Below are 20838 nucleotides of genomic sequence, written 5' to 3' on the forward strand. Positions count from 1 at the left end.
GAGCTACGGGGAACCAATCGTTGAATCTGTGAGCGGATTGAACTGCGAGACCCAGGGAAACACGAAGACCATCAGCACTGCGACGGCCGCGAGAACGAGGATCAGCGAGAGGATGACGCGCATCCAGAGCGGACCGGGGAGGGCCCGGAATATCCATCCATACATCGCGACTATCCCTGTCCTGCTGCGCGTGCTACCTGCTCTGCGATCTCGGGTGGCGGGCCTGCATCCGAAGGACGCCATGACTCCATGACCGAATAAGCAATAATACGCTCCTGCGCACCGAAGCGCGGATTGCAGCTGGTCAGGGTCAGGATCCTGTCCACGGGCTCAGCGGCCGGATCGGTGGGGACAGGCGCGATGACGTCGGCGCGATCCGGCAGGACGATCTCGGTGTTGCGGAATACATAGGTATAGAAACCGTCCCGCGTCTGCACGTAGATGCGGTCGCCCGGGACGAGCGTGTGGATCTGGTCGAGTACCTGGCCGTGGGTCTGCCGGTGCCCGGCAAGCGCGAAGTTCCCGACCTCACCCGGAGCGCCGGTGCCGGGGTAGTGGCCGAGACCGAGGTTGTCGAGGACGTCCGTCCCTACTCCTGCCGACACCGGCCGCGAGTATTCGGCGCCGAACCGGGGTATGTAGACGACTCCGAAAGTTCCCTCGAGATCGGTCGGGGAGAGAACGACGGGCTCACCGAAGTCCCGGACCTCGACGTCGTCAGTCGCCTCGAGTCCGGAATCGATCGCGGGCGCATCGGCGAAGAATTGCTCGAGGGCCTGCTCCTGCTTGATACCCGAGTCGATGTTGGTCCACCACAATTCCCAGCCGACGAAGAGCAGGAGGACGATCCCTGCGGTGATCAGCAGCTCTCCCAGGACCTGGATGATCGACTGGAGCACCGACCGGCGACGCCTCGCCGCCCTCGGGCGCCTGGTCGCGTGTCCAGGTGCCGGATCAAGGGTTGACCTGACCACTGCCGCTCCTGCCACTCGGGATGCACGGGTATCCGGCGGTTCTTGGCTAGAATCGTTCGGAAAGCCGGGCCGCCGGATGGTGTTGTTCCCTCAGGATAGCCTGCGGGAACAGATGCCCTGCGGCAGCCCGCGAGACCACCGGCGCTGCTGATCAGCAGTCGTGCCCTGTCGAGGAGAAGTCGTGCCCGAATCGAAGCCCCGCAAGAGAGCCACCTCCGCTGCACCTGCTGCAAAGTCGTCGCAGCCCAAGCCGAACCCGGTCTGGTACAAGCCGGTCATGTTCGGCCTGATGATCATCGGGCTTCTGTGGATCATCACCTTCTACATCTCGGAGTCCACTCTTCCGGTGGCTGCCTGGGGATCATGGAACATCCTCGCCGGTTTCGGGATCGCGATCGTCGGCTTCCTCATGACGACCCGCTGGCGGTAGTCGGTACTGCTGCCCCGGAACCAGTACTGATAGGGCAAGCGCTGTGCACACGCTGTGCATGAGGTTATCCACAGATGTGCACAGAACTGTTGATGGGTCAGGAACAGGGCCGAGATTCCGGGCCACGGATATCCACAGGTGTGGAATTACATGTGTGTAAGTTATCCCCTGTGTGGATAACTGGTGTGGATAACGCAGTGGGGCCGGTACCAGGTACCGGCCCCACTGTCGCTTCGAGCAGGCTAGAACGGTAGGAGTGACACTCCCACGAAGGTGGACAGAGCCAGGAGTACGACGACGCCCCCGAGTCCGAGCCACTGCACCTGAGCCTGGCGTGCACCTTTCGGCGCATACGCGATCACGGCAGCACAGGCCGCACCGGCGAGGAGACCACCGAGGTGTGCCTGCCACGCGATGTTCGGCACGAGGAAACCGACTACTGCATTGATCGCTATCAGGACGACGATCTGCCGAACGTCGCCGCCCCGCCGGCGTTGAACGATGAACAACGCTCCGAACAGGCCGAAGACAGCACCGGATGCACCGACGACGTACTGCATGGGTCCGCTGAGCAACAGGACGCCGACAGATCCTCCTACCGCCGAGATGAGGTACAGCGCAAGAAATCGCGCGCGGCCCATGGCGGGCTCGAGCACCTTGCCCAGGATGTAGAGCACGTACATATTGAGCGCGATGTGCAGGAAGGATCCCTGCGAATGGAGGAACGCCGCGGTCACCATGCGCCAGGGTTCAGCGGGAATGACTCCCCCTGCGCCCGCGGTGAACACGGGCGCGTAGGAAAAGCTTCGGGTGATCCCAGGCAGGACGAGCTGGAGCAGGAACACCACGACGCATAGACCGATGAGCGTGTAGGTGACGATCATGGTGTTCCCGCGCGCGACGCCCCCGAACGCGTTCTTGTATGCAGGCGCACTCGCCGCCTGTTCACGCACGCAATCCACGCACTGGAATCCGACGGCGGCCGGCCGCTGGCAGTCCGGGCACGCGGGACGGCCACACCGCTGGCATCTCACATAGCTGACGCGGTCCTGGTGCCTCGGGCACACCGGAGCCTGCTGGCTGCCTGCGTCAGGCGCGGGCACACCGTAGGACATTCGGCTAGAGCTGTTCCACGGTGATGCTCTCGATCACGACGTCGTCGAGGGGCTTGTCCCTCATATCGGTCGCGATCGCATTCAGCTTGTCGACCACCTTGCGGGACTCCTCGTCCGTGACATCACCGAAGATCGTGTGCTTACCCTGCAACCAGGTGGTCGGCACCGAGGTGATGAAGAACTGGGATCCGTTGGTGCCGCGACCACCCTGGAGCCCTGCGTTGGCCATCGCAAGCTTGTAGGGCTCGTTGAAGGTGAGGTCGGGGTTGATCTCGTCGTCGAACTTGTAGCCAGGCCCGCCGATGCCCTGGCCCAGCGGATCCCCGCCCTGAATCATGAAGTCCTTGATGATGCGGTGGAAGATCGTGCCGCTGTAGAGGGGGGCGTTGCTCTCCTCGCCGGTCTGCGGGTGGGTCCAGGTGATGTCGCCGGTGGCGAGTCCGACGAAGTTCTTCACCGTCTTCGGGGCGTGGTTGCCGAAGAGGTTGACCTTGATGTCGCCCTGGTTCGTGTGGATGGTGGCTGTGGCAGTTGGGATAGCAGTCATGGGGCCATTCTTCCACGCGGCTCCTGACAATAAGCTGGAGGAGACCTATTCCGCGCACAGTGAAAGGTCCGCGAAACAGAGTATTTGCGCACTGAGCTGATAGCACCCCCTGCCCATGCAACGTAGGCTGATCAGAACGAGCAACCATCCCCTGGAGGTCTTTGTGAAGAAGAACGTACGTGTCACCCACGAACTCGAGGAGAGCGCCGCTCTTGCAGCAGCATTCGCTGCTGGAGTGGTGGCAGCCCGCGAGTGGGCATCCCCTCACGTCGACGCCGCCTACGGCTGGGCGAAGCCCCGCTGGGAGAAGGGCATCGAGACCGCCGGACCGGCTCTGCAGGAGACCGTCCGCAAAGCGGCCGAAGGTATCTCAAGTGGCATCGCCGTCGTCACCCCCAAGATCCAGGACGGAATCGACAGCGTCGGCCCGCGCATCACGCAGGTCATCGACGAGACGACTCCTCGGATCCAGGAAACGCTCGACAAGGCTACTCCCGTGCTGAACTCCGCGAAGGGCAAGGTCGTCGACGACTACCTGCCCGCGTTGTCGAGCAAGCTCGGGGAAGCCGCCGACACCGCCTCGCGATCGCTGGCTGCCGCCACTGTGCCTCCCGTCGTCGAGAAGGCAGTCACGAAGGTGACCGGCGACAAGAACACCGTCAAGAACGCACAGAAACGCCTCGTCGCCGCGACCCTGCAGGCGTCCAAGGAGCTCAACCGGAGCCAGGCGAAGAAGTCCGGCAAGGGCTGGTTGATCTTCGGCATCATTTCAGCTGCGATCGTTGCAGGCGTCGCCGCCTGGCGGGCTTCCAAGCCAGTCGAGGATCCCTGGAAGACACCGGCCCCGATCAGGACGACGCCTGCGGGATCCGGCAAGAACTCGCAGGACGCAAAGGACGTCGTGTCGAGCATCAAGGAGGCGGCAGAGCGTGCCGCGACGTCCGACAACGAGACGGGTGAGTCCAAGGACAAGCCCGCCCACGCTGCGGAAGCAGTCGCTGACCGGGCGAAGGATGTCACGGAAACCGCCAAGCATGCCGCGAAGCCATCCGACGGCACTCAGGCCTGACAGAACCGAGCATCGCGACGACGAGGACCCCCGGGCAGACGCTCGGGGGTCTTCTTGTTCCCGTACTCCGCGCTACTCACCGCCGAGAACAGGCGGGGGAGCGGCGATGCCCTCCTGGCCGAGCGTTCTCCGGCGGCTGCGCCGCCTCTGCTGTCCACGGATCACGACCGCCAGACCGACGAGAATCAGTGCGAGCCCACCGTAGGTACCGGCTGGTAGTTTCTCCCCGAGGAAGACCGCTGCCAGGATCGCGGCACCGGGTATCTCCAGCAGGATGATCATCGACACCACGAGCGGGCTCATGACAGCCAGCAGGTGGTTGAAGACCGAGTGGCCCATGATCTGCGCAAGAAGCGTCACGGCGAGGATGCCGGCCCAGGCCGCTGGGGTGAACCCGATGATCGGCTGGTTGGTCACCGCGCACATACCGAGAAGGATCACGGCGCATGCCCCGTAGCACAGGGTCGTGTAGGTGCCGGTGGACAAGGTCCTGCGGGCAGCGGCACCTGCCATCTGGTAGATACCGGCCAGCGCGCCTCCCGCCAGAGCGAGGATGTCCCCCAGCAACGCCTCACGCGACAGGGAGAGATCGAATCCGGTGATGATGACGACGCCGACGAAGGCGACAGCCAGTCCCGCAACCACCGTCCCCTGGGTCCTCGACCCGAGCAATGCGTCGAAGAGCGCGATCCACGCCACCTGGAGGCAGACGAGAGCCGTCGCCGCGGCGACCGAGGTCAGCTTGAGAGCCGTGATGAAGCAGGCGAAGTGAAGCGCGAGTGCTGCCGCTGCGATGGCGAGGCGCCGGCAGTCCGCTCGAGTCAGTGCCGCGAACTCCGCCCGCTTGCACACAGCGGCGGGTCCGCCCATCAGGACGGCCCCCAACAGGTTGCGCCAGAAGGCGATGGCGAGCACGGGAGCAGCTGTCGCAGCCATGATGGGCCCTGAAGCGGACACACCGATGACGCCGAGGATCGAAAGGAAAACCGTCACCGGGCAACCCTATTGCACACCGTTCCGGGGTCACCGACACACGTCTTAAAGCAGGGAAGTCCCGGTCGTATGACCGGGACTTCCCTTTCGGTGGAGGCACGGGGACTCGAACCCCGAACCCCCTGCTTGCAAAGCAGGTGCGCTACCAATTGCGCCATGCCCCCGAAATGAACCTCGTCCAGTATAACTGCACCGGACAACCGTTCTGGCTACGCGACGTCGTCCGTCGCATTGCTCCACACGCTCTTGCTCTTCTCGGCATCCTGCCACCGCTTGTACACCAGGACACCTGCTGCAGCAGCTGCCGCAATGAGCAACTTCTTCACAACAGTCCTCCTTGCAGGTACCTGCGAGTGGTGGATCCGTGGGCGTACCAGGACTTGAACCTGGGACCTCTTCGTTATCAGCGAAGCGCTCTAACCGCCTGAGCTATACGCCCCGATACCTCTTCGGGCCGAGATACGACTTTACAGTAGTGTCTCGCCATTCTTCAAATCGCTCTCAGGCGACGAAGAGGCCGGTCTCCTAGTCGTCGGTCAGCGTCACGCCGATTCCGCCGACCAGGGTGGACGAGATGTTGTAGAGCACCGCGGACAGCATGGCCAGCGCGGTCAGGAGCACCACATTCACCACAGCGATGATCGTGGCGAAGGACAATACCTGCGGCAGGGAAGCGAACTGGCGGAGATCGAACCCGCCACTCTCCGAACCGGCGATCTCCCGCAGAAGCTCGTTGACGCCGTCGAAGATCCCCGTCAGGTCCAGGACGGTCCAGATGACGAAGGACGCCACCACGGTCACGATCCCGAGTGCCACCGACAGCAGGAACGACATCTTGAGGACGGACCACGGGTCGACTTTGCTGACAAGAAGCCGAGCCTTGCGGGCTTTTGCCTTCGGAGCCGGCTTGACCAGTCCAGGACGCTGTCCCTGACGGGCTCCCTGTCCTCCCGCTGACGCAGGGCGCTGGGCGGGACGAGCGGGAGCATTCACCCGCGGAGGAGCAGCGGACGTCCGCACTTGTCCACTGGGACCTCGCGGGTTGGTGTTGGCCGAGCTCACTCGCTACCTCCGTGTTCCGGCGACTCAGCGTCAGGCTCAGCCGTTTCCTCTGTCGACAACCGTACTTCATCGTCTGTGAACTCCGCAGGTTCCTCCTGCGGCGTGACCGTATCGATAACGTCAACGTCGGGGCTCGCTTCGGAGGGATCCTCGATCAACCCCTCCTCGACGGCAACGCTACGCTCACTGTTGCGGGCCACGGCGATGATGCGGTCGCTCTTGTCGGGCTTGGCGAAGATGACGCCCATCGTGTCACGGCCCTTGGCGGGTACGCCGGCAACGGCGGAACGGACCACCTTGCCACCTCCCATGACCACCAGCACCTCGTCTTCCTCCTGCACGACGAGCGCGCCGACGAGGTCACCGCGTTCCTCGGCCAGCTTGGCCACCTTGATTCCGAGCCCACCACGGCCCTGGACGCGGTAGTCGTCGACCTTCGTCCTCTTGGCGAAGCCACCCTCGGTCACGATGAAGACATAGGAGTCGTCGGTGACCACGCTGGCGGCGAGCAGCTCGTCGTCATCGCGGAACTTCATCCCGGTCACGCCGGACGTGGCGCGACCCATCGGCCGCAGCGCGTCGTCGTCCGCCGTGAAGCGAAGCGACTGTCCCTTGCGGGACACAAGCATGATGTCGTCATCACTCGCGACGAGCTGTGCCGACACGAGCTCGTCATTGTCGCGGAGATTGATCGCGATCACCCCGGCGGACCGGTTGGTGTCGTAGTCCTCGAGCCGTGTCTTCTTCACGAGTCCCCGCTTGGTGGCGAGCACCAGGAACGGTGACTGCTGGTAGTCGCGCAGGTCGAGGACTTGGGCGATGGTCTCGTCCGGTTGGAAGGCCAGGAGGTTGGCGACGTGCTGGCCCTTGGCATCCCGCGCAGCTTCGACGAGTTCGTACGCCTTCGCGCGGTAGACCCGACCGAGGTTCGTGAAGAACAGCAGCCAGTGATGGGTGGTGGTGACGAAGAAGTGCTCGACGACGTCGTCCCCGCGCAGTTGCGCGCCCTTGATACCCTTCCCTCCACGCGCCTGCTGGCGGTAGTTGTCGCTGCGCGTGCGCTTGACGTACCCGCCGCGGGTGATGGTGACGACCATCTCCTCCTCCGGGATCAGGTCCTCCATGCTCATGTCGCCGTCATAGCCCATGAGGATCTCGGTGCGCCGATCATCGCCGAACTTGGCCACGATCTCCGACAACTCCGTACTGACGATGCCGCGCTGGACATCCTCGGAAGCGAGGATCCGGTTGAATTCGGTGATCATGGATTCGAGTTCGGCGTGGCGGTCCTGGATCTTCTGCCGCTCGAGCGCCGCGAGGCGGCGGAGTTGCATGTTCAGGATGGCGGTCGCCTGCAGCTCGTCGATGGACAGCAGACCCATGAGCCCGTCGCGGGCCTCATCCGTGGTCGTCGAGGCACGGATCAGGGCGATGACCTCGTCGAGTGCGTCGAGCGCCTTGAGCAGTCCGCGCAGGATGTGCGCTTCCTCCTCCGCCTTCCGCAGCCGGTACCGGGTGCGGCGCACGATGACTTCGAGCTGGTGCGTGACCCAGTGACGGATGAAGGCGTCGAGGCTGAGCGTGCGCGGCACGTCGTCCACGATCGCCAGCATGTTCGCGCTGAAGTTGTCCTGCAGCTGGGTGTGCTTGTAGAGGTTGTTCAGAACGACCTTGGCGACGGCGTCGCGCTTGAGGACGATCACGAGGCGCTGGCCCGTGCGTCCCGAGGTCTCGTCGCGCAGGTCCGCGATACCACTGACCTTGCCGTCCTTGACGAGTTCGGCGATCTTGATCGCCAGGTTGTCCGGGTTCGCCTGGTAGGGCAGCTCCGTGACAACGAGGCAGGTACGGTTCTGGATCTCCTCGACGTTGACGACGGCGCGCATGGTGATCGAACCACGCCCCGTCCGGTAGGCATCCTCGATGCCCTTGTGGCCGAGGATCTGCGCTCCGGTCGGGAAGTCGGGACCCTTGATCCGGGCGATGAGGGCCTCGAGCAGCTCCTCCTTCGAAGCGTCCGGGTGCTCCAGGTACCACTGGACGCCGTCGGCGACCTCCCGAAGGTTGTGCGGAGGGATGTTGGTGGCCATACCGACGGCGATGCCGGACGATCCGTTGACGAGCAGGTTCGGGAAGCGCGACGGAAGGATCGTCGGCTCCTGGTTCTTGCCGTCGTAGTTGTCCTGGAAGTCGACGGTCTCCTCATCGATGTCCCGCACCATCTCCATGGCGAGCGGAGCCATCTTCGTCTCCGTGTACCGGGGGGCCGCCGCGCCGTCGTTCCCGGGTGACCCGAAGTTGCCCTGTCCGAGTGCCAGCGGATACCGCATGGTCCAGTCCTGGATCAGTCGGACGAGGGCATCGTAGATGGCCGAATCACCATGCGGGTGGTACTGCCCCATGACTTCGCCGACAACGCGGGCACACTTGTTGAACGAGCGGTCCGGGCGGTAGCCGCCGTCGAACATCGCGTAGAGCACCCGGCGGTGGACCGGCTTCAGGCCGTCGCGCACATCGGGCAGGGCGCGACCGACGATGACCGCCATCGCGTAGTCCAGATAGGACCGCTGCATTTCCGTCTGCAGGTCGACCTGCTCAACGCGGTCCGTCAGGACCTCGCCCTCGAGGGGTACGTTCGGTCCGTTGCCGTTACCGGTGATGTCGTCACTCATAAGTCAGTTCCGTTCATGAAAGGTTCTCGACCACAAGAGATCACGCGGTCGCGGGCCGGTACCCGACATCTTGTGTAGGCGCTTTGATATCTGCGAGGTACGAGCAAATCTCGTTGCGCCGGCAAGATGCCGGGTAGCGGCACTCAGATATCGAGGAAACGCACGTCCTTGGCGTTCTGCTGGATGAAGTTGCGGCGGGACTCGACGTCCTCACCCATCAGCACCGAGAAGACCTGATCGGCGGCCGCGGCGTCGTCCATGGTGACCTGCAGCAGAGTGCGGTGGTCCGGATCCATGGTGGTGTCCCACAATTCCGTGTAGTCCATCTCGCCGAGGCCCTTGTAGCGCTGGATGCCGTTGTCCTTGGGCAGGCGCTGGTTCTTGGCGAGGCCGATCTTGATGACCTCGTCGCGCTCACGGTCGCTGTACACGTAGTCGTGCTTCGCGTTGGACCACTTGATGCGGTACAGCGGCGGCTGCGCCAGGTAGACGAAACCGTTCTCGATCAGGGGCCGCATGTAGCGGAACAGGAGTGTCAGCAGGAGGGTCGTGATGTGCTGGCCATCCACGTCGGCATCGGCCATCAGGACGATCTTGTGGTACCTCGCCTTATCGACGTTGAAGTCCTCGCCGATCCCCGCACCGAAGGCGGTGATCATGGCCTGAACCTCGCTGTTTCCGAGGGCACGGTCGAGGCGTGCCCTCTCCACGTTGAGGATCTTGCCGCGCAGGGGCAGGATCGCCTGGGTCTCGGGGTTCCGCCCACGGACCGCAGAACCACCGGCCGAGTCACCCTCGACAATGTAGATCTCCGAACGGGCAGGGTCCTTGGACTGGCAGTCCTTCAGCTTTCCGGGCATGCCTCCCGATTCGAGAAGTCCCTTGCGGCGCGTGGACTCACGCGCCTTGCGGGCGGCGAGACGCGCCTGCGATGCCTGGATCGACTTGCGGATGACGTCGCGTGCCGGTCCCGGGTTGCGCTCGAGCCAGTCACCGAGCTGGTCGGCCACGACGCGCTGCACGAAACCCTTGACCTCGGAATTGCCGAGCTTCGTCTTGGTCTGGCCCTCGAACTGCGGTTCGGACAGCTTTACCGAGATGACAGCCGTCAATCCCTCGCGGATGTCGTCACCCGTGAGGTTGTCGTCCTTCTCCTTGATGATGTTTTTCTCGCGCGCATACTTGTTGATCAGCGTCGTCATGGCTGCGCGGAAGCCCTCTTCGTGTGTTCCACCCTCGTGCGTGTTGATCGTGTTCGCATAGGTGTGCACGCTTTCGGAATACGCCGAGGTCCACTGCAGCGCGACCTCGACTGCCATTCTCTTGTCCGTGTCCTCGGTCTCGAACGCGATGACGTCCTCATGGATCACATCCACGCGCTTCGAGGAATTGAGATGGCGGACGTAGTCCAGGAGCCCGTTCTCGTACAGGTACTCCACGGCCCGGTGCTTCGGCTGTCCGTCCGACTCCTGTGCCTGCTCGATCTCGACCACCTCGTCGGTCTCGACCGCGTCCGCGCGCTCGTCCGTGAGGGTGATGCGGAGACCCTTGTTGAGGAAGGCCATCTGCTGGAACCGCGCACGGAGGGTCTCGAAGTCGAACTCGGTGCTCTCGAAGATCGCGTCGTCGGGGTAGAAGGTCTGAGTGGTCCCGGTGTCGGTCGTCTCCTCACCCCTCCTGAGTTCACCGACCGGCTTACCGCCGTCCGCGAACGACTGGTGCCATACATACCCCTGGCGGCGCACTTCCGTCTCGACCCGCTTCGAGAGTGCATTGACGACGGAGATACCGACGCCGTGCAGCCCGCCGGATACGGCATAGCCGCCACCGCCGAACTTTCCGCCGGCGTGGAGGATGGTCATGACGACCTCTACGGTGGGTCGTCCCTCGGTGGGGTGCATGTCGACGGGGATTCCGCGGCCGTTATCCATGACCTTGACGCCGCCATCGGCCTGCAGCGTGATCTGGATGTGGTCGCAGTACCCGGCCAACGCCTCGTCGACCGAGTTGTCCACAACTTCGTACACAAGGTGGTGGAGCCCTCGCGGTCCCGTGGACCCGATGTACATACCGGGACGCTTGCGAACCGCTTCGAGGCCCTCCAGGACGGTGATCTCGCTGGCACCGTATGCATGTTCGGTGGCTGCTTCGAGGATCGGGGATTCGCCCTCGCCGATCAGGACATCACTTGCATTCAACTCGTTCTCGTGTGCCACAGGCGTAGAAGGCTCCTCAGCTGGATAGACCAAAACAATCTGTCTCCATTCTACCCTGTGGAGGGCTACAATCCGTCACCAACAGCCCCTCATTGGCCACTAAAGCGGCTCCAGAGCCGATAGAGGGACCTTCCATGAGGACGGATACGCCGGGCGGACCCCCGATTGCGCTGAAGGCCGTCCAGCGGGGCAGTATCCGGTCGCGGTCCTACCCGTAGGTATCGCGCGGCCCGCGGCCCTTGACCGATCGTCCACCCTTGCGCCAGCTCGGCGCGGCCGGACCGATGACGGACAGGCGCGTGACGACGCCGGCCCCGAGTTCGGCTTCGAACCTCTGCAGCACCTGGGGGGTGATGAGGCGCAGCTGGGTGGCCCAGGCCGTCGAATCGCATCTGACGAGGACGGTGTCGGCATCGAAACTCTCCGGAACGCAGTGAGCCGCGATGTCGGCACCCACGATCTCGTCCCAGCGGGCGAGAACCGATCCGATGGCCACCGGCGACTTCCACCCACGTTCGGCGAGCATCTTCGAGAAGACGTTGCCGACTCCCTCGGGATCCCGTCCCCCGTACACGGGTTCCGGGGAATAGCGACGCCGCGCGGTCTTCCCCACGCGCTTCGACTGAGCCTCACGAGGGGTTCCCCTGGCTTGGGAAGCACTCCGTAGCCTGTTGAGGAGTGCGCGGGGTGCATCCTGCTCGGGGAAAGCTCCGTCGCCGGGAGACTGCTGGATTTCGTCACCCGCAGGGCCATCGACACGCTGACCGACCACATCAGCAGGGGGCCCGGTCAGCGGTTGATGCTGTCCGCGCGGCCGGCCGTCGGACTCGGGGTCGTCTGCGGATCGTTGCTCAGGCACTGGTCGCTGTCTCCGTACCCGAGGTGGCACTCACCCCGGGCGGCTCACCCGCGCCCTCCGGCTGTGAGTCTGCGATCGCACCCGACACCACGCGGAGTTGACGACCGAGCAGGGCACCGGGGATATCGTCACCCACGGCCGCAGTGACGAGCACCTGCTCGGCAGGCGCCACGATCGCTGCCAGGCGGGTGCGCCGCTGCGCGTCGAGCTCCGCGAAGACGTCGTCGAGGATCAGCACCGGACCTCCGCCCGGCGTCCGGTCCTCTTCCAGCAGGAGGTAGTAGGAGGCGAGCCTCAGGGCCAGCGCCATCGACCATGTCTCACCGTGCGAGGCGTAGCCCTTGGCCGGCACCAGTCCCAGCAGCAGCGCGAGCTCGTCGCGGTGGGGACCGACGAGCGAGATCCCTCGCTCGAGTTCCTTCTTACGGTGGCGCACCAGGGATTCGACGAACAACTCGGTGAGTGCCGGCAGGGACACGCTGCGCAGTAGCCCTTCGGGCGCGCTGCTGGTGGCTGCTGTGTCGTCATCCACATTCAGGAGGTCCGACGACGAGGACACGGTCGAGATGTAGGAGATGTCGGCCTGCTTCGAACCGTCGGTCAGTTCGGCGTAGGCGCGCTGCACGTGGGGACGGATCTTGTCGACAAGGACGATGCGGGCCGATAGCAGCCGTGCACCCGCTTCAGCGAGATGCTGATCCCACACATCGAGAGTCGCCTCATGCGCGGAGGAGAACCTGCCTCCCGCCCGAGCGGACTTGAGCAGCGCGTTCCGTTGCTTCAGGACGCGCTCATAATCGGCACGGAGGGCTGAGTGGTGCGGCAGCAACGACACCATGGCGTCATCCAGGTAGCGACGGCGGCCCGACGGGTCCCCTTTGACCAACGCAAGGTCTTCCGGAGCAAAGAGCACCGTCTTCAGGATGCCGGCGGCATCCCTCGCGCGGACGGGATTGGACCTGTTGATCCGGGCCCGGTTGGCTGATTCGGCGTTGATCTCCACCTCGACGCTCGTGCGCTGGGATCCGCGCACCAGCTTCCCCCTGATGATCGCCCGTTCCTCGCCGAATGCGATGAGCGGCTTGTCGGTGCTGACACGGTGCGAGGACAGCGTGGCGAGGTACCCGATGGCCTCGACGATGTTGGTCTTGCCTATGCCGTTGGGCCCGACGAACACGGTGATACCCGGCTCCAGCGCCGTATCCAGGTGCGCATAGCTCCGGAACCCGGTGAGCGAGAGGTGCTCAACGTACACCCGGTGCCCACTTACTCGGATGTCGGCTGTGCGGGCTTCACTGCGTGGCCGCCGAACTGGTTGCGCAATGCCGACACCATCTTCATCGACGGCGAGTCCTCCTGGCGTGATGCGAAGCGCGCGAAGAGTGCCGCCGTGATCGCAGGAGCGGGCACGGAATTGGCGATCGCTTCCTCGACGGTCCAGCGGCCTTCACCCGAATCCTCGACGTAGCCCGCGATACGGGAGAGTCCTGGGTCCTCCTGCAGCGCCTTGACCAGGAGGTCGAGCAGCCAGGAGCGGACGACCGTGCCCTTCTGCCAGGCGGCGAACGTCCCGTGGACGTCCTTGACAATGTCCTTCGCCTCGAGCAACTCGTAGCCCTCTGCATAGGACTGCATCAGGCCGTACTCGATGCCGTTGTGCACCATCTTGGCGTAATGACCCGCTCCGACGTCGCCGACATGGACGAAGCTCTCTGCGCGCTCACCCTCGGGACGAAGAGCATCGAAGATCGGCATCGCGAGATCGACGTCGTCCTGGCTACCGCCTGCCATGAGGCCGTACCCGTTCTCCAGCCCCCACACCCCGCCGGAGACGCCGCAGTCCAGGAAGCGGATGCCCTTCTGCGCGAGCAGGGTGGCATGGATCTGGTCATCGGTGAACTTGGAGTTGCCGCCGTCGATGACCAGATCACCTTCGGACAGGACCTCGGACAGGTCCTTCACGACGGCGTCGGTGATCTGCCCGGCGGGCACCATCACCCACACGATGCGGGGCGACGGAAGGGCAGCGACCAGATCGGTCAGGCTCGGCACATCGGTCTTATCGGGATTGCGGTCGAAGCCGGTGACCTCTACGCCCTTCTCACGAAGGCGCTCCCGCATGTTGAATCCCATTTTTCCGAGTCCGATGAGGCCGATGTGCATGCGCTTCTCTTTCTGACGATGTGTCCGACGGCCGGTCGGGCCGGTCGATATCCTGCCGGGAGGTTACTGGTTGGGCAACCGCACGGGCATCAGCAGGTACCTGTAATCTTCCCTGTCTTCGCCCGATGCGTCCTCCTGAGCCGACAGCACGGCCGGTTTCGGCGGTGAGGTGAAGGAGAAACGGACGAACGGGCTGTTGAAGGCGCCGAGTCCCTCACTCAGGTAATGCGGGTTGAACGCGACGGTGATGTCGTCGCCGTCCAGAGTTGCCTCGATTGCTTCGGAAGCCTGCGCGTCCTCACCCGTACCGGCGTCGAGAGTGACCTGGCCCTCGGTGAAGGCGAGCCGGACGGGTGTGTTGCGCTCGGCGACGAGCGATACACGCCGCACGGCCTCCACGAGCGCCCCGGTCTGGACCGTCGCGTGGATCGGGGTGTTGTCGGGGAAGAGCGACCTGATCTTGGGGTAGTCGCCGTCGACCAGCAACGACGTGGTGCGCCGGCCTCCCGACTCGAAGCCGATGAGCTCGGAGTCCTCGGAGAAGGCGATGTTCAGGTCTCCCGCACCGCCCAGGGTCTTGGCGACCTCGTTGAGCGTCTTCGCCTTGACCAGCGCACTCGTCGACATTCCGGGAGTCGTCGGCTTCCAGGAGACTTCGCGCAGTGCGAGCCGGTACCTGTCGGTGGCCAGGAGTGTGATGAGATCGTCCTCGATCTCCATGCGGACGCCGGTCAGGATCGGCAGGGTGTCGTCCCGGCTGGCTGCGATGATCACCTGCGAGACGGCCTGGGCGAAGGCATCTCCGTCGACCACTCCGCTGACGGCCGGAAGCTTCGGGAGCTCGGGGTACTCACCCTCCGGCATCGTCGCCAGGTTGAAGCGGCTGTTGCGGCATGTCAGGGTCACCTTCGACCCATCGGTAGCGACCTCGACGGGTGCTGACGGAAGGCTCCTGCAGATGTCGGCGAGGAGGCGCCCGGAGACGAGGATCGTGCCCTCTTCCAGGACGTCGGCAGCGATCTCGAGCCGCGCCGAGATTTCGTAGTCGAAGCTGGCGAGGCTGAGGGAACCACCCTCGGCCTTGATGAGGAGTCCTGCCAGGACGGGCACGGGAGGTCGCGGTGACAGGGAACGAGCGGTCCAGGACACAGCCTCTGCAAGTACATCCCGCTCAACTCTGAATTTCACGGAGCAGTGCCGCCTTTCGCCAGATCAAAAAACAGCCACCGGCGAAACACCGGCGGATGGTCGGTACATGTGCTGCAGCGTCGTCCACGGGGGTACCCGGGCACGGGGAACTACAACCCTACTGGCTCACAGCTTAGCCGGACAGTGGAGCGGAGCAGCAGGCGCCGTGGAGGTGGGCGAGGGTCGGCCGGAACACAGAATGTTATTTGACGAACTTTTTGAAGTTTAAGGTTCGTAGTGTTAATAACTGCTGTGGATTCTGTGGATAAGTGCCCTCACCCGGGCGTTGATGCGGATCCGCCCTGTGGACAAGGTGTGTGTCCGGAGAGCCGCGCACAGGAGCTGGTTGTGGGCGCCGCCCGTGTGATTTCGGGGATCCACAGGCAGGAGGCCGGTTTTCCTCAGGCTGACCCTCGATGTTCCCCCAGTTATCCACAGCTGTGTCCACACCTGTTAATTACGGCCCCGCAACCAGGCGGTGCCGTTGCGCTGTCAGGCCTCGCGCTGCTTGTGCTTGATCCGGTTGGTCAGTTCGGTGACCTGGTTGAAGATCGCTCGCCGCTCCGCCATCAGTTCACGGATCTTCCGGTCAGCGTGGATGACGGTGGTGTGGTCCCGTCCCCCGAGTTCGGCTCCGATCTTGGGCAGCGACATGTCTGTCAGTTCGCGGCACAGGTACATGGCGATCTGACGAGCGGTCACGAGAGTCCTGGTCCGCGACTTGCTGCACAGTTCCTCCATGCTGATCTGGAAGTAGTCGGCCGTCTGGGCCATGATCACCGTCGAGGTGATCTCCTGGGCGCCGTCGTCGGAGATGAGGTCCTTCAACACGATCTCGGCCAGGTTCACGTCGACCTGCTGCCGGTTGAGGCTTGCGAAGGCCGTCACCCGGATCAATGCTCCCTCGAGCTCGCGGATGTTCGTGGCGATCTTGGAGGCGATGTACTCGAGGACGTCGTCGGGCGCGCTGAGGCTGTCGCTGATGGCCTTCTTGCGCAGGATGGCGATGCGCGTCTCCAGCTCAGGCGGCTGGATGTCCGTCAGAAGTCCCCACTCGAAGCGGGAACGCATGCGTTCCTCGAATCCGATGAGCTGCTTGGGCGGCAGGTCGGAGGTGATGACCACCTGCTTGCTGTGGTTGTGCAGGGCGTTGAAGGTGTGGAAGAACTCCTCCATGGTCCGGTCCTTGCCCGACAGGAACTGGATGTCGTCGATCAGCAGGATGTCGACGTTGCGGTAGGTCTGCTTGAAGCTCGAGCCCTCGTCGTCGCGGATGGAGTTGATGAAGTCGTTGGTGAACTCCTCGGAATTCACGTAGCGCACGCGGATACCGGTGTAGAGATGCCGGGCGTAGTGGCCGATGGCGTGCAGGAGGTGCGTCTTACCGAGACCGGAATCCCCGTAGATGAAGAGCGGGTTGTAGGCCTTGGCCGGCGCCTCGGCCACGGCCACCGCCGCAGCGTGCGCGAACCGGTTCGAAGAGCCGATGACGAAGGTGTCGAAGATGTACTTGGGATTGAGCCTGCCGAATTCGTGCGAGTTGCTGGGAGGCGTCGGGGACGGTTTGACCTCACCCTTCGGCTCCGGAGAGATCTCCTCGGGTTCCTGCTCCGAGATCTCCTCGTCGACGGGCGTGAGTTCGGGATCGATCACGAACGCGCACTGGATGTCCTCCCGGAACACGTCCCGCAGCGCTTCATCCAGCGCTCCCTTGAGCTGGGTCTGGAGTACTTCGCGGGTCAATTCGTTCGGCACCGCGATGAGCATCGTCGTTCCGATGAGGCCCTGCGCCTGGGCAAGGACCATGAATCCACGCTGCCGAGGGGTGACGCGATCGTCCTGTTCGAGGGTCCGGATGACTTTACGCCAGGAGCTCCCGACGTCGTTTACCTCATCTGTACCCACAAAGACCCCTCTTGGCTGTGCCGTCCACGCTCGAAAAGGTCCGTCATCCACAGAGTTGTACACAAGGCGTGGATAAACGGACCATGGCCAAGACTAGAGGATCAAAACTGCGGAAGATAGCGGACTGGAGCGCCGAACACTGCCCCGTAAGAGGCCTCACTCGGTGCTGTCCGTATGCGTGTAGTGTGTTTTCGACCCCGGTTGTCCACAGGTCTGTGCCCACAGGCGGACGACGGCGAGTTTGACGCCCCTGAGCCGCGTCCCCTAACGTTATGTAGTCCAACATGTCTGCATTTCGCATGCCATCACAGATGTTCCCGGGTACTAAGAGGCCTCGGGATGTGACAGCTCCAACGCGAATGTCGGATGTACACCTTCATCGCGTCAGTCTGTTCTTCCCCCTTGTTGCAATGGGCCGGACGCATCTCAAGATCGTTCTGGAGTAACTACAGTGAGCAAGCGGACTTTTCAGCCGAATAACCGCCGTCGTGCCAAGAAGCACGGTTTCCGACTTCGCATGCGCACCCGTGCTGGTCGCGCCATCCTGTCGGCGCGCCGCGGCAAGGGCCGTACCGAACTCTCGGCATAAGCGGTTCCTCCCTCGCCATGCATCCTTCGGGTGATTGCGCCGGCACGGGGTTCCTCACGTCAGCAATGAACAGGGACCCGCAGTGCTTCCGATGATCCACAGGGTGCGAACGGCAGCGGATTTTGCACGTACCGTACGTTCCGGTGCCCGGTCAGGGCGCCGGAACGTCGTGCTATACGGGTCCAGGACCGCCGATTCCGAGCCTTCCCGAGTAGGTTTCATCGTCGGGAAGAACGTGGGGAACGCGGTCACCCGGAACCTCGTTAAACGGAGGCTGCGTCATGCCTCGGCGGAGTGGATCAGTGCACATCCCTACGGCTACGACGTCGTGGTCCGGGCGTTGCCACGAGCCGCTGAGAGCGACTGGGTTGGCCTGCAGAAGGATTTCACCGGCTGCATGGTGACCGTGGTCCGCCGGCTCGATCGCTCGGAGGCACCGGAAAGGGTAAGCGGAGTATCGTGAGGAAGGTCGCTGTCAGCGTGATGAAGTCCCTCATCGGGTTCCCTCGTCTGGCTGTGATCGGACTCCTGATCGCGTACCGGAAGGTCATTTCTCCGCTGTACGGACCGGTGTGCCGGTTCTATCCGAGTTGCTCGGCCTACGCGCTCGAGGCCGTCACCGTCCACGGGCTCGTTCGGGGAATGTGGTTCGCTGCCAGGCGGTTGGTGCACTGCCACCCCTGGAACGCTGGTGGAGTGGATCACGTACCCGCCGGTTCCAGAACCTTCCCCTCCGGGAAGGTCCCCTCGATTGTTGTGTTGAACCATCCGGTCATCCCGGCCGATGACGAAAGCCGCCCGGCGGCTTGAGGAGCTAACTGATTATGGGTTTTTTTGAGACGATCCTGGCGCCGTTCAGGTGGCTCGTGTCGTGGATCATGTTCATGTTCCACGAGGGGTTCTCCTTCCTCGGGATGGATCCCGCATCGGGCTGGACCTGGGTGCTGTCGATCGTCGGCCTCGTCGTCGTCATCCGTGCCGCGTTGATCCCCGTCTTCGTGAAGCAGATCAAGGCGCAGCGAGGCATGCAGGCTCTGCAGCCGGACCTGCGGAAGCTCCAGCAGAAGTACAAGGGCAAGACGGACCAGCTCTCGCGCCAGGCGATGACGCAGGAACAGATGGCCCTGTACAAGAAGCACGGCACCAATCCTTTTGCTGCATGTCTGCCGATCCTCATCCAGATGCCGTTCTTCTTCGCACTCTTCACTGTGCTCAACGGCATCTCCCGTGCAAGCGAGGAAGGCGCCGAGATCGGTGCGTTATCGCCGGAATCGGTTCGCCAGTTCGATGATGCGACGATCTTCGGTGCTCCCCTCTCCTCGACCTTCCTCGGCAGCTTCGGTGCCAACGGCAACATCAGCGTCATCATCCTGTCCGTGATTATGATCATCGCGATGACGGCGTCGCAGTTCATCACGCAGAAGCAGATCATGGCGAAGAACATGTCCGAGGAGGCCATGCAGAGCCCCTTCATGCGTCAGCAGAAGATCATGCTGTACATCCTCCCGTTGGTGTTCGGTGTCGGTGGTATCAACTTCCCGATCGGCGTGCTGGTGTACTGGACGACCACCAACGTGTGGACCATGGTTCAGCAGTTCTACGTCATCCGCCGTATGCCGACGCCCGGCTCGCCGGCGGCGAAAGCCCTTGCCGAGAGGCGAGCGAAGAAGGGCCTGCCGGTGGTGCCGCTCCTCGGTGAGCGGAAAACCGAACCTGCGATCGAAGCGGTACCTGAGCCCCGCGGCCAGCGAGTCCAGCCCCAGCGCAAGAAGAGGAAGAGGCGATGACGGTAGACAACGAAGAGCAGACCCCGGAGCTTGGTGATCCAGAACCTGTTGCCGAGGCCGAGGCAGTCGGAGGCAGCAAAGCTGCACGGCTGGACGAAGAAGGCGATGTCGCAGCCGATTACCTCGAGGAGTTGCTCGACATCGCTGACATCGACGGCGATATCGACATCGAGGTGCGCAGTGGACGCACGTACATCTCGATCGTGTCGGAGGATCCGTCGAACTCCGGCCTCGGTTCACTGGTGGGGAACAACGGCGAGGTGCTCGAAGCTCTGCAGGAGTTGACGCGGCTGAGCGTCCTTACTGCTACCGAAACCCGCTCGCGCCTGGTGCTCGACGTGGACGGGTATCGCGACCGACGCGGACGCGAGTTGACGAAGATCGCGCAGGACGCCGTTGAGACGGTCAGGGAAACGGGCGACGACGTCGCGCTTGCGCCCATGTCCGCCTACGAGCGGAAGATCGTGCACGATGTCGTCGCTGATCTGGGCTTCGTCAGTGAGTCCGAGGGCGAGGGCCAGGCGCGGCATATCGTCGTATCGCCCAGTGATGACTGAGACCGTTCCCTCTCATCCGGGCGGAGCTCCGGAGCCCTCGCCGGAGGAACGGACGGCCGCACAGGCTGTTTTCGGTGGTCGGTTGGATCTGGCTCGTGGATTCGTCGGGCATCTGGCTTCCTCGGGTATCGAACGAGGCCTCCTGGGGCCGAGGGAAGTCCCGCGTCTCTGGGGGCGCCATGTTCTCAATTGCGCGGTGGTGGCGGAACTCATGAGCGAGAACGCATCCGTCGTCGACGTCGGTAGCGGTGCCGGCCTTCCCGGGCTTGCCATCGCGATCGCACGCCCGGACCTCCAGCTGCAGCTCGTCGAGCCTCTTGATCGACGGGTGATCTGGCTGAACGAGGTGGTGGCAGACCTCGGGTTGTCGAATGTCAGCGTTCACCGGGCTCGTGCTGAACAAGTGGTCGGTAGGGTGTCCGGACGTTACGTGACCGCTCGCGCCGTCTCGGCTCTGAGCACGCTCGTAGGCTGGACACTGCCGCTGGTCGAACCTGGCGGGGAGGTCCTGGCGATTAAGGGACGGAGCGCGGCGGAGGAGATCGAAAAGGCGCGCAAGCTGATCCGCAAACTCAGTGGAGGAAGTGCGGAGATTGTTTCGGCAGGCGCGGAAGTGCTCGCCGAGCCGACGACTGTTGTCCGGATTCCGCTCCGCTCGGCCTGAATGCTCCGGGGGCGTGCTCGGCACGCCAGGCAGGTACGCCGGTCGCTT

The 20838-nt window shown here is 63.7% G+C and carries 22 protein-coding genes and 2 tRNA genes; 8 read left to right on the forward strand and 16 right to left on the reverse strand.

The window, feature by feature from the left end:
• Positions 1 to 3: 3 nt before the first annotated feature.
• Together FDK12_RS15020 and FDK12_RS04790 are read right to left on the reverse strand one after the other, a co-directional pair.
• Entirely contained in the window at positions 4 to 165 is a 162-nt protein-coding gene (locus tag FDK12_RS15020; protein WP_189636264.1) for a hypothetical protein, read from the reverse strand.
• Positions 166 to 170: 5 nt separating this feature from the next.
• On the reverse strand, positions 171 to 974 hold the full coding sequence (locus FDK12_RS04790; RefSeq protein WP_189636265.1) for a class E sortase: 804 nt from the start codon (positions 972 to 974) through the stop codon (positions 171 to 173).
• Positions 975 to 1155: 181 nt separating this feature from the next.
• Here FDK12_RS04790 and FDK12_RS04795 point away from each other — a divergent pair, with 181 nt between their 5' ends.
• Positions 1156 to 1404, forward strand: coding sequence for a cell division protein CrgA (locus FDK12_RS04795; RefSeq protein ID WP_104116566.1), 249 nt, complete (start codon positions 1156 to 1158; stop codon positions 1402 to 1404).
• Positions 1405 to 1646: 242 nt separating this feature from the next.
• Here FDK12_RS04795 and FDK12_RS04800 read toward each other — a convergent pair whose 3' ends face one another.
• Both FDK12_RS04800 and FDK12_RS04805 read right to left on the reverse strand, forming a co-directional pair.
• On the reverse strand, positions 1647 to 2519 hold the full coding sequence (locus tag FDK12_RS04800) for a rhomboid family intramembrane serine protease (protein ID WP_137368498.1): 873 nt from the start codon (positions 2517 to 2519) through the stop codon (positions 1647 to 1649).
• Between the two features lie 4 nt (positions 2520 to 2523).
• Positions 2524 to 3066, reverse strand: coding sequence for a peptidylprolyl isomerase (locus FDK12_RS04805; protein ID WP_137368499.1), 543 nt, complete (start codon positions 3064 to 3066; stop codon positions 2524 to 2526).
• A gap of 163 nt (positions 3067 to 3229) precedes the next feature.
• Between FDK12_RS04805 and FDK12_RS04810 the strand changes: the two genes are divergently transcribed.
• The gene (locus FDK12_RS04810) at positions 3230 to 4135 is read left to right on the forward strand and encodes a hypothetical protein (protein WP_137368500.1); all 906 of its coding nucleotides are present in this window, start codon (positions 3230 to 3232) and stop codon (positions 4133 to 4135) included.
• Between the two features lie 72 nt (positions 4136 to 4207).
• Here the strand turns inward: FDK12_RS04810 and FDK12_RS04815 are convergent, their stop codons facing one another.
• From FDK12_RS04815 to dnaA, 12 genes are all read right to left on the reverse strand, one after another.
• Positions 4208 to 5128, reverse strand: coding sequence for a DMT family transporter (locus tag FDK12_RS04815; protein WP_137368501.1), 921 nt, complete (start codon positions 5126 to 5128; stop codon positions 4208 to 4210).
• 91 nt (positions 5129 to 5219) lie between these two features.
• Positions 5220 to 5292 (reverse strand) — tRNA-Ala (locus FDK12_RS04820).
• 45 nt (positions 5293 to 5337) lie between these two features.
• Complete coding sequence (locus FDK12_RS15185) at positions 5338 to 5454, reverse strand: DLW-39 family protein (RefSeq protein ID WP_223263093.1); 117 nt, start codon at positions 5452 to 5454, stop codon at positions 5338 to 5340.
• 39 nt (positions 5455 to 5493) lie between these two features.
• A tRNA-Ile gene (locus tag FDK12_RS04825) sits at positions 5494 to 5567 on the reverse strand.
• An 86-nt stretch (positions 5568 to 5653) separates the two neighbouring features.
• Positions 5654 to 6190, reverse strand: a complete 537-nt coding sequence (locus FDK12_RS04830) for a DUF3566 domain-containing protein (RefSeq protein WP_137368502.1) — start codon at positions 6188 to 6190, stop codon at positions 5654 to 5656.
• Entirely contained in the window at positions 6187 to 8862 is a 2676-nt protein-coding gene (gene gyrA / locus FDK12_RS04835; RefSeq protein ID WP_137368503.1) for a DNA gyrase subunit A, read from the reverse strand. The genes FDK12_RS04830 and gyrA overlap by 4 nt, the downstream gene beginning before the upstream one ends.
• A gap of 143 nt (positions 8863 to 9005) precedes the next feature.
• Positions 9006 to 11018: a DNA topoisomerase (ATP-hydrolyzing) subunit B gene (gene gyrB / locus FDK12_RS04840; RefSeq protein ID WP_223263130.1), complete on the reverse strand. Its 2013-nt coding sequence runs from the start codon at positions 11016 to 11018 to the stop codon at positions 9006 to 9008.
• A gap of 268 nt (positions 11019 to 11286) precedes the next feature.
• Positions 11287 to 11811, reverse strand: coding sequence for a DUF721 domain-containing protein (locus FDK12_RS04845; RefSeq protein WP_137368794.1), 525 nt, complete (start codon positions 11809 to 11811; stop codon positions 11287 to 11289).
• A gap of 118 nt (positions 11812 to 11929) precedes the next feature.
• Positions 11930 to 13192, reverse strand: a complete 1263-nt coding sequence (recF, locus tag FDK12_RS04850; protein WP_137368505.1) for a DNA replication/repair protein RecF — start codon at positions 13190 to 13192, stop codon at positions 11930 to 11932.
• An 11-nt stretch (positions 13193 to 13203) separates the two neighbouring features.
• Entirely contained in the window at positions 13204 to 14100 is an 897-nt protein-coding gene (gnd, locus tag FDK12_RS04855) for a phosphogluconate dehydrogenase (NAD(+)-dependent, decarboxylating) (protein WP_104116557.1), read from the reverse strand.
• Between the two features lie 63 nt (positions 14101 to 14163).
• Positions 14164 to 15288: a DNA polymerase III subunit beta gene (gene dnaN / locus FDK12_RS04860; protein ID WP_104116556.1), complete on the reverse strand. Its 1125-nt coding sequence runs from the start codon at positions 15286 to 15288 to the stop codon at positions 14164 to 14166.
• A 492-nt stretch (positions 15289 to 15780) separates the two neighbouring features.
• On the reverse strand, positions 15781 to 17193 hold the full coding sequence (gene dnaA, locus FDK12_RS04865) for a chromosomal replication initiator protein DnaA (protein ID WP_104116555.1): 1413 nt from the start codon (positions 17191 to 17193) through the stop codon (positions 15781 to 15783).
• Positions 17194 to 17644: 451 nt separating this feature from the next.
• On the opposite strand from dnaA, the gene rpmH reads away from it, so the two are divergent.
• The 6 genes from rpmH to rsmG all read left to right on the forward strand — a co-directional run bounded on the left by rpmH (position 17645) and on the right by rsmG (position 20790).
• Positions 17645 to 17782 (forward strand): 50S ribosomal protein L34, encoded by a 138-nt coding sequence (gene rpmH, locus FDK12_RS04870; RefSeq protein ID WP_022892375.1) that lies wholly within the window; start codon positions 17645 to 17647, stop codon positions 17780 to 17782.
• 91 nt (positions 17783 to 17873) lie between these two features.
• Positions 17874 to 18245 carry a ribonuclease P protein component gene (gene rnpA / locus FDK12_RS04875; protein ID WP_223263131.1) on the forward strand — a complete coding sequence of 124 codons (372 nt, stop codon included), beginning with the start codon at positions 17874 to 17876 and terminating at the stop codon, positions 18243 to 18245.
• A gap of 20 nt (positions 18246 to 18265) precedes the next feature.
• Positions 18266 to 18592, forward strand: coding sequence for a membrane protein insertion efficiency factor YidD (yidD, locus tag FDK12_RS04880; RefSeq protein WP_137368795.1), 327 nt, complete (start codon positions 18266 to 18268; stop codon positions 18590 to 18592).
• A gap of 14 nt (positions 18593 to 18606) precedes the next feature.
• On the forward strand, positions 18607 to 19569 hold the full coding sequence (gene yidC / locus FDK12_RS04885) for a membrane protein insertase YidC (protein ID WP_137368507.1): 963 nt from the start codon (positions 18607 to 18609) through the stop codon (positions 19567 to 19569).
• Entirely contained in the window at positions 19566 to 20126 is a 561-nt protein-coding gene (locus tag FDK12_RS04890) for a protein jag (protein WP_137368508.1), read from the forward strand. Before yidC ends, FDK12_RS04890 begins: the two co-directional genes overlap by 4 nt.
• The gene (gene rsmG, locus FDK12_RS04895; RefSeq protein ID WP_137368509.1) at positions 20119 to 20790 is read left to right on the forward strand and encodes a 16S rRNA (guanine(527)-N(7))-methyltransferase RsmG; all 672 of its coding nucleotides are present in this window, start codon (positions 20119 to 20121) and stop codon (positions 20788 to 20790) included. Before FDK12_RS04890 ends, rsmG begins: the two co-directional genes overlap by 8 nt.
• Positions 20791 to 20838 lie beyond the last annotated feature (48 nt).

Source organism: Arthrobacter sp. NamB2, assembly GCF_005281365.1.
Taxonomy (GTDB): domain Bacteria; phylum Actinomycetota; class Actinomycetes; order Actinomycetales; family Micrococcaceae; genus Arthrobacter_D.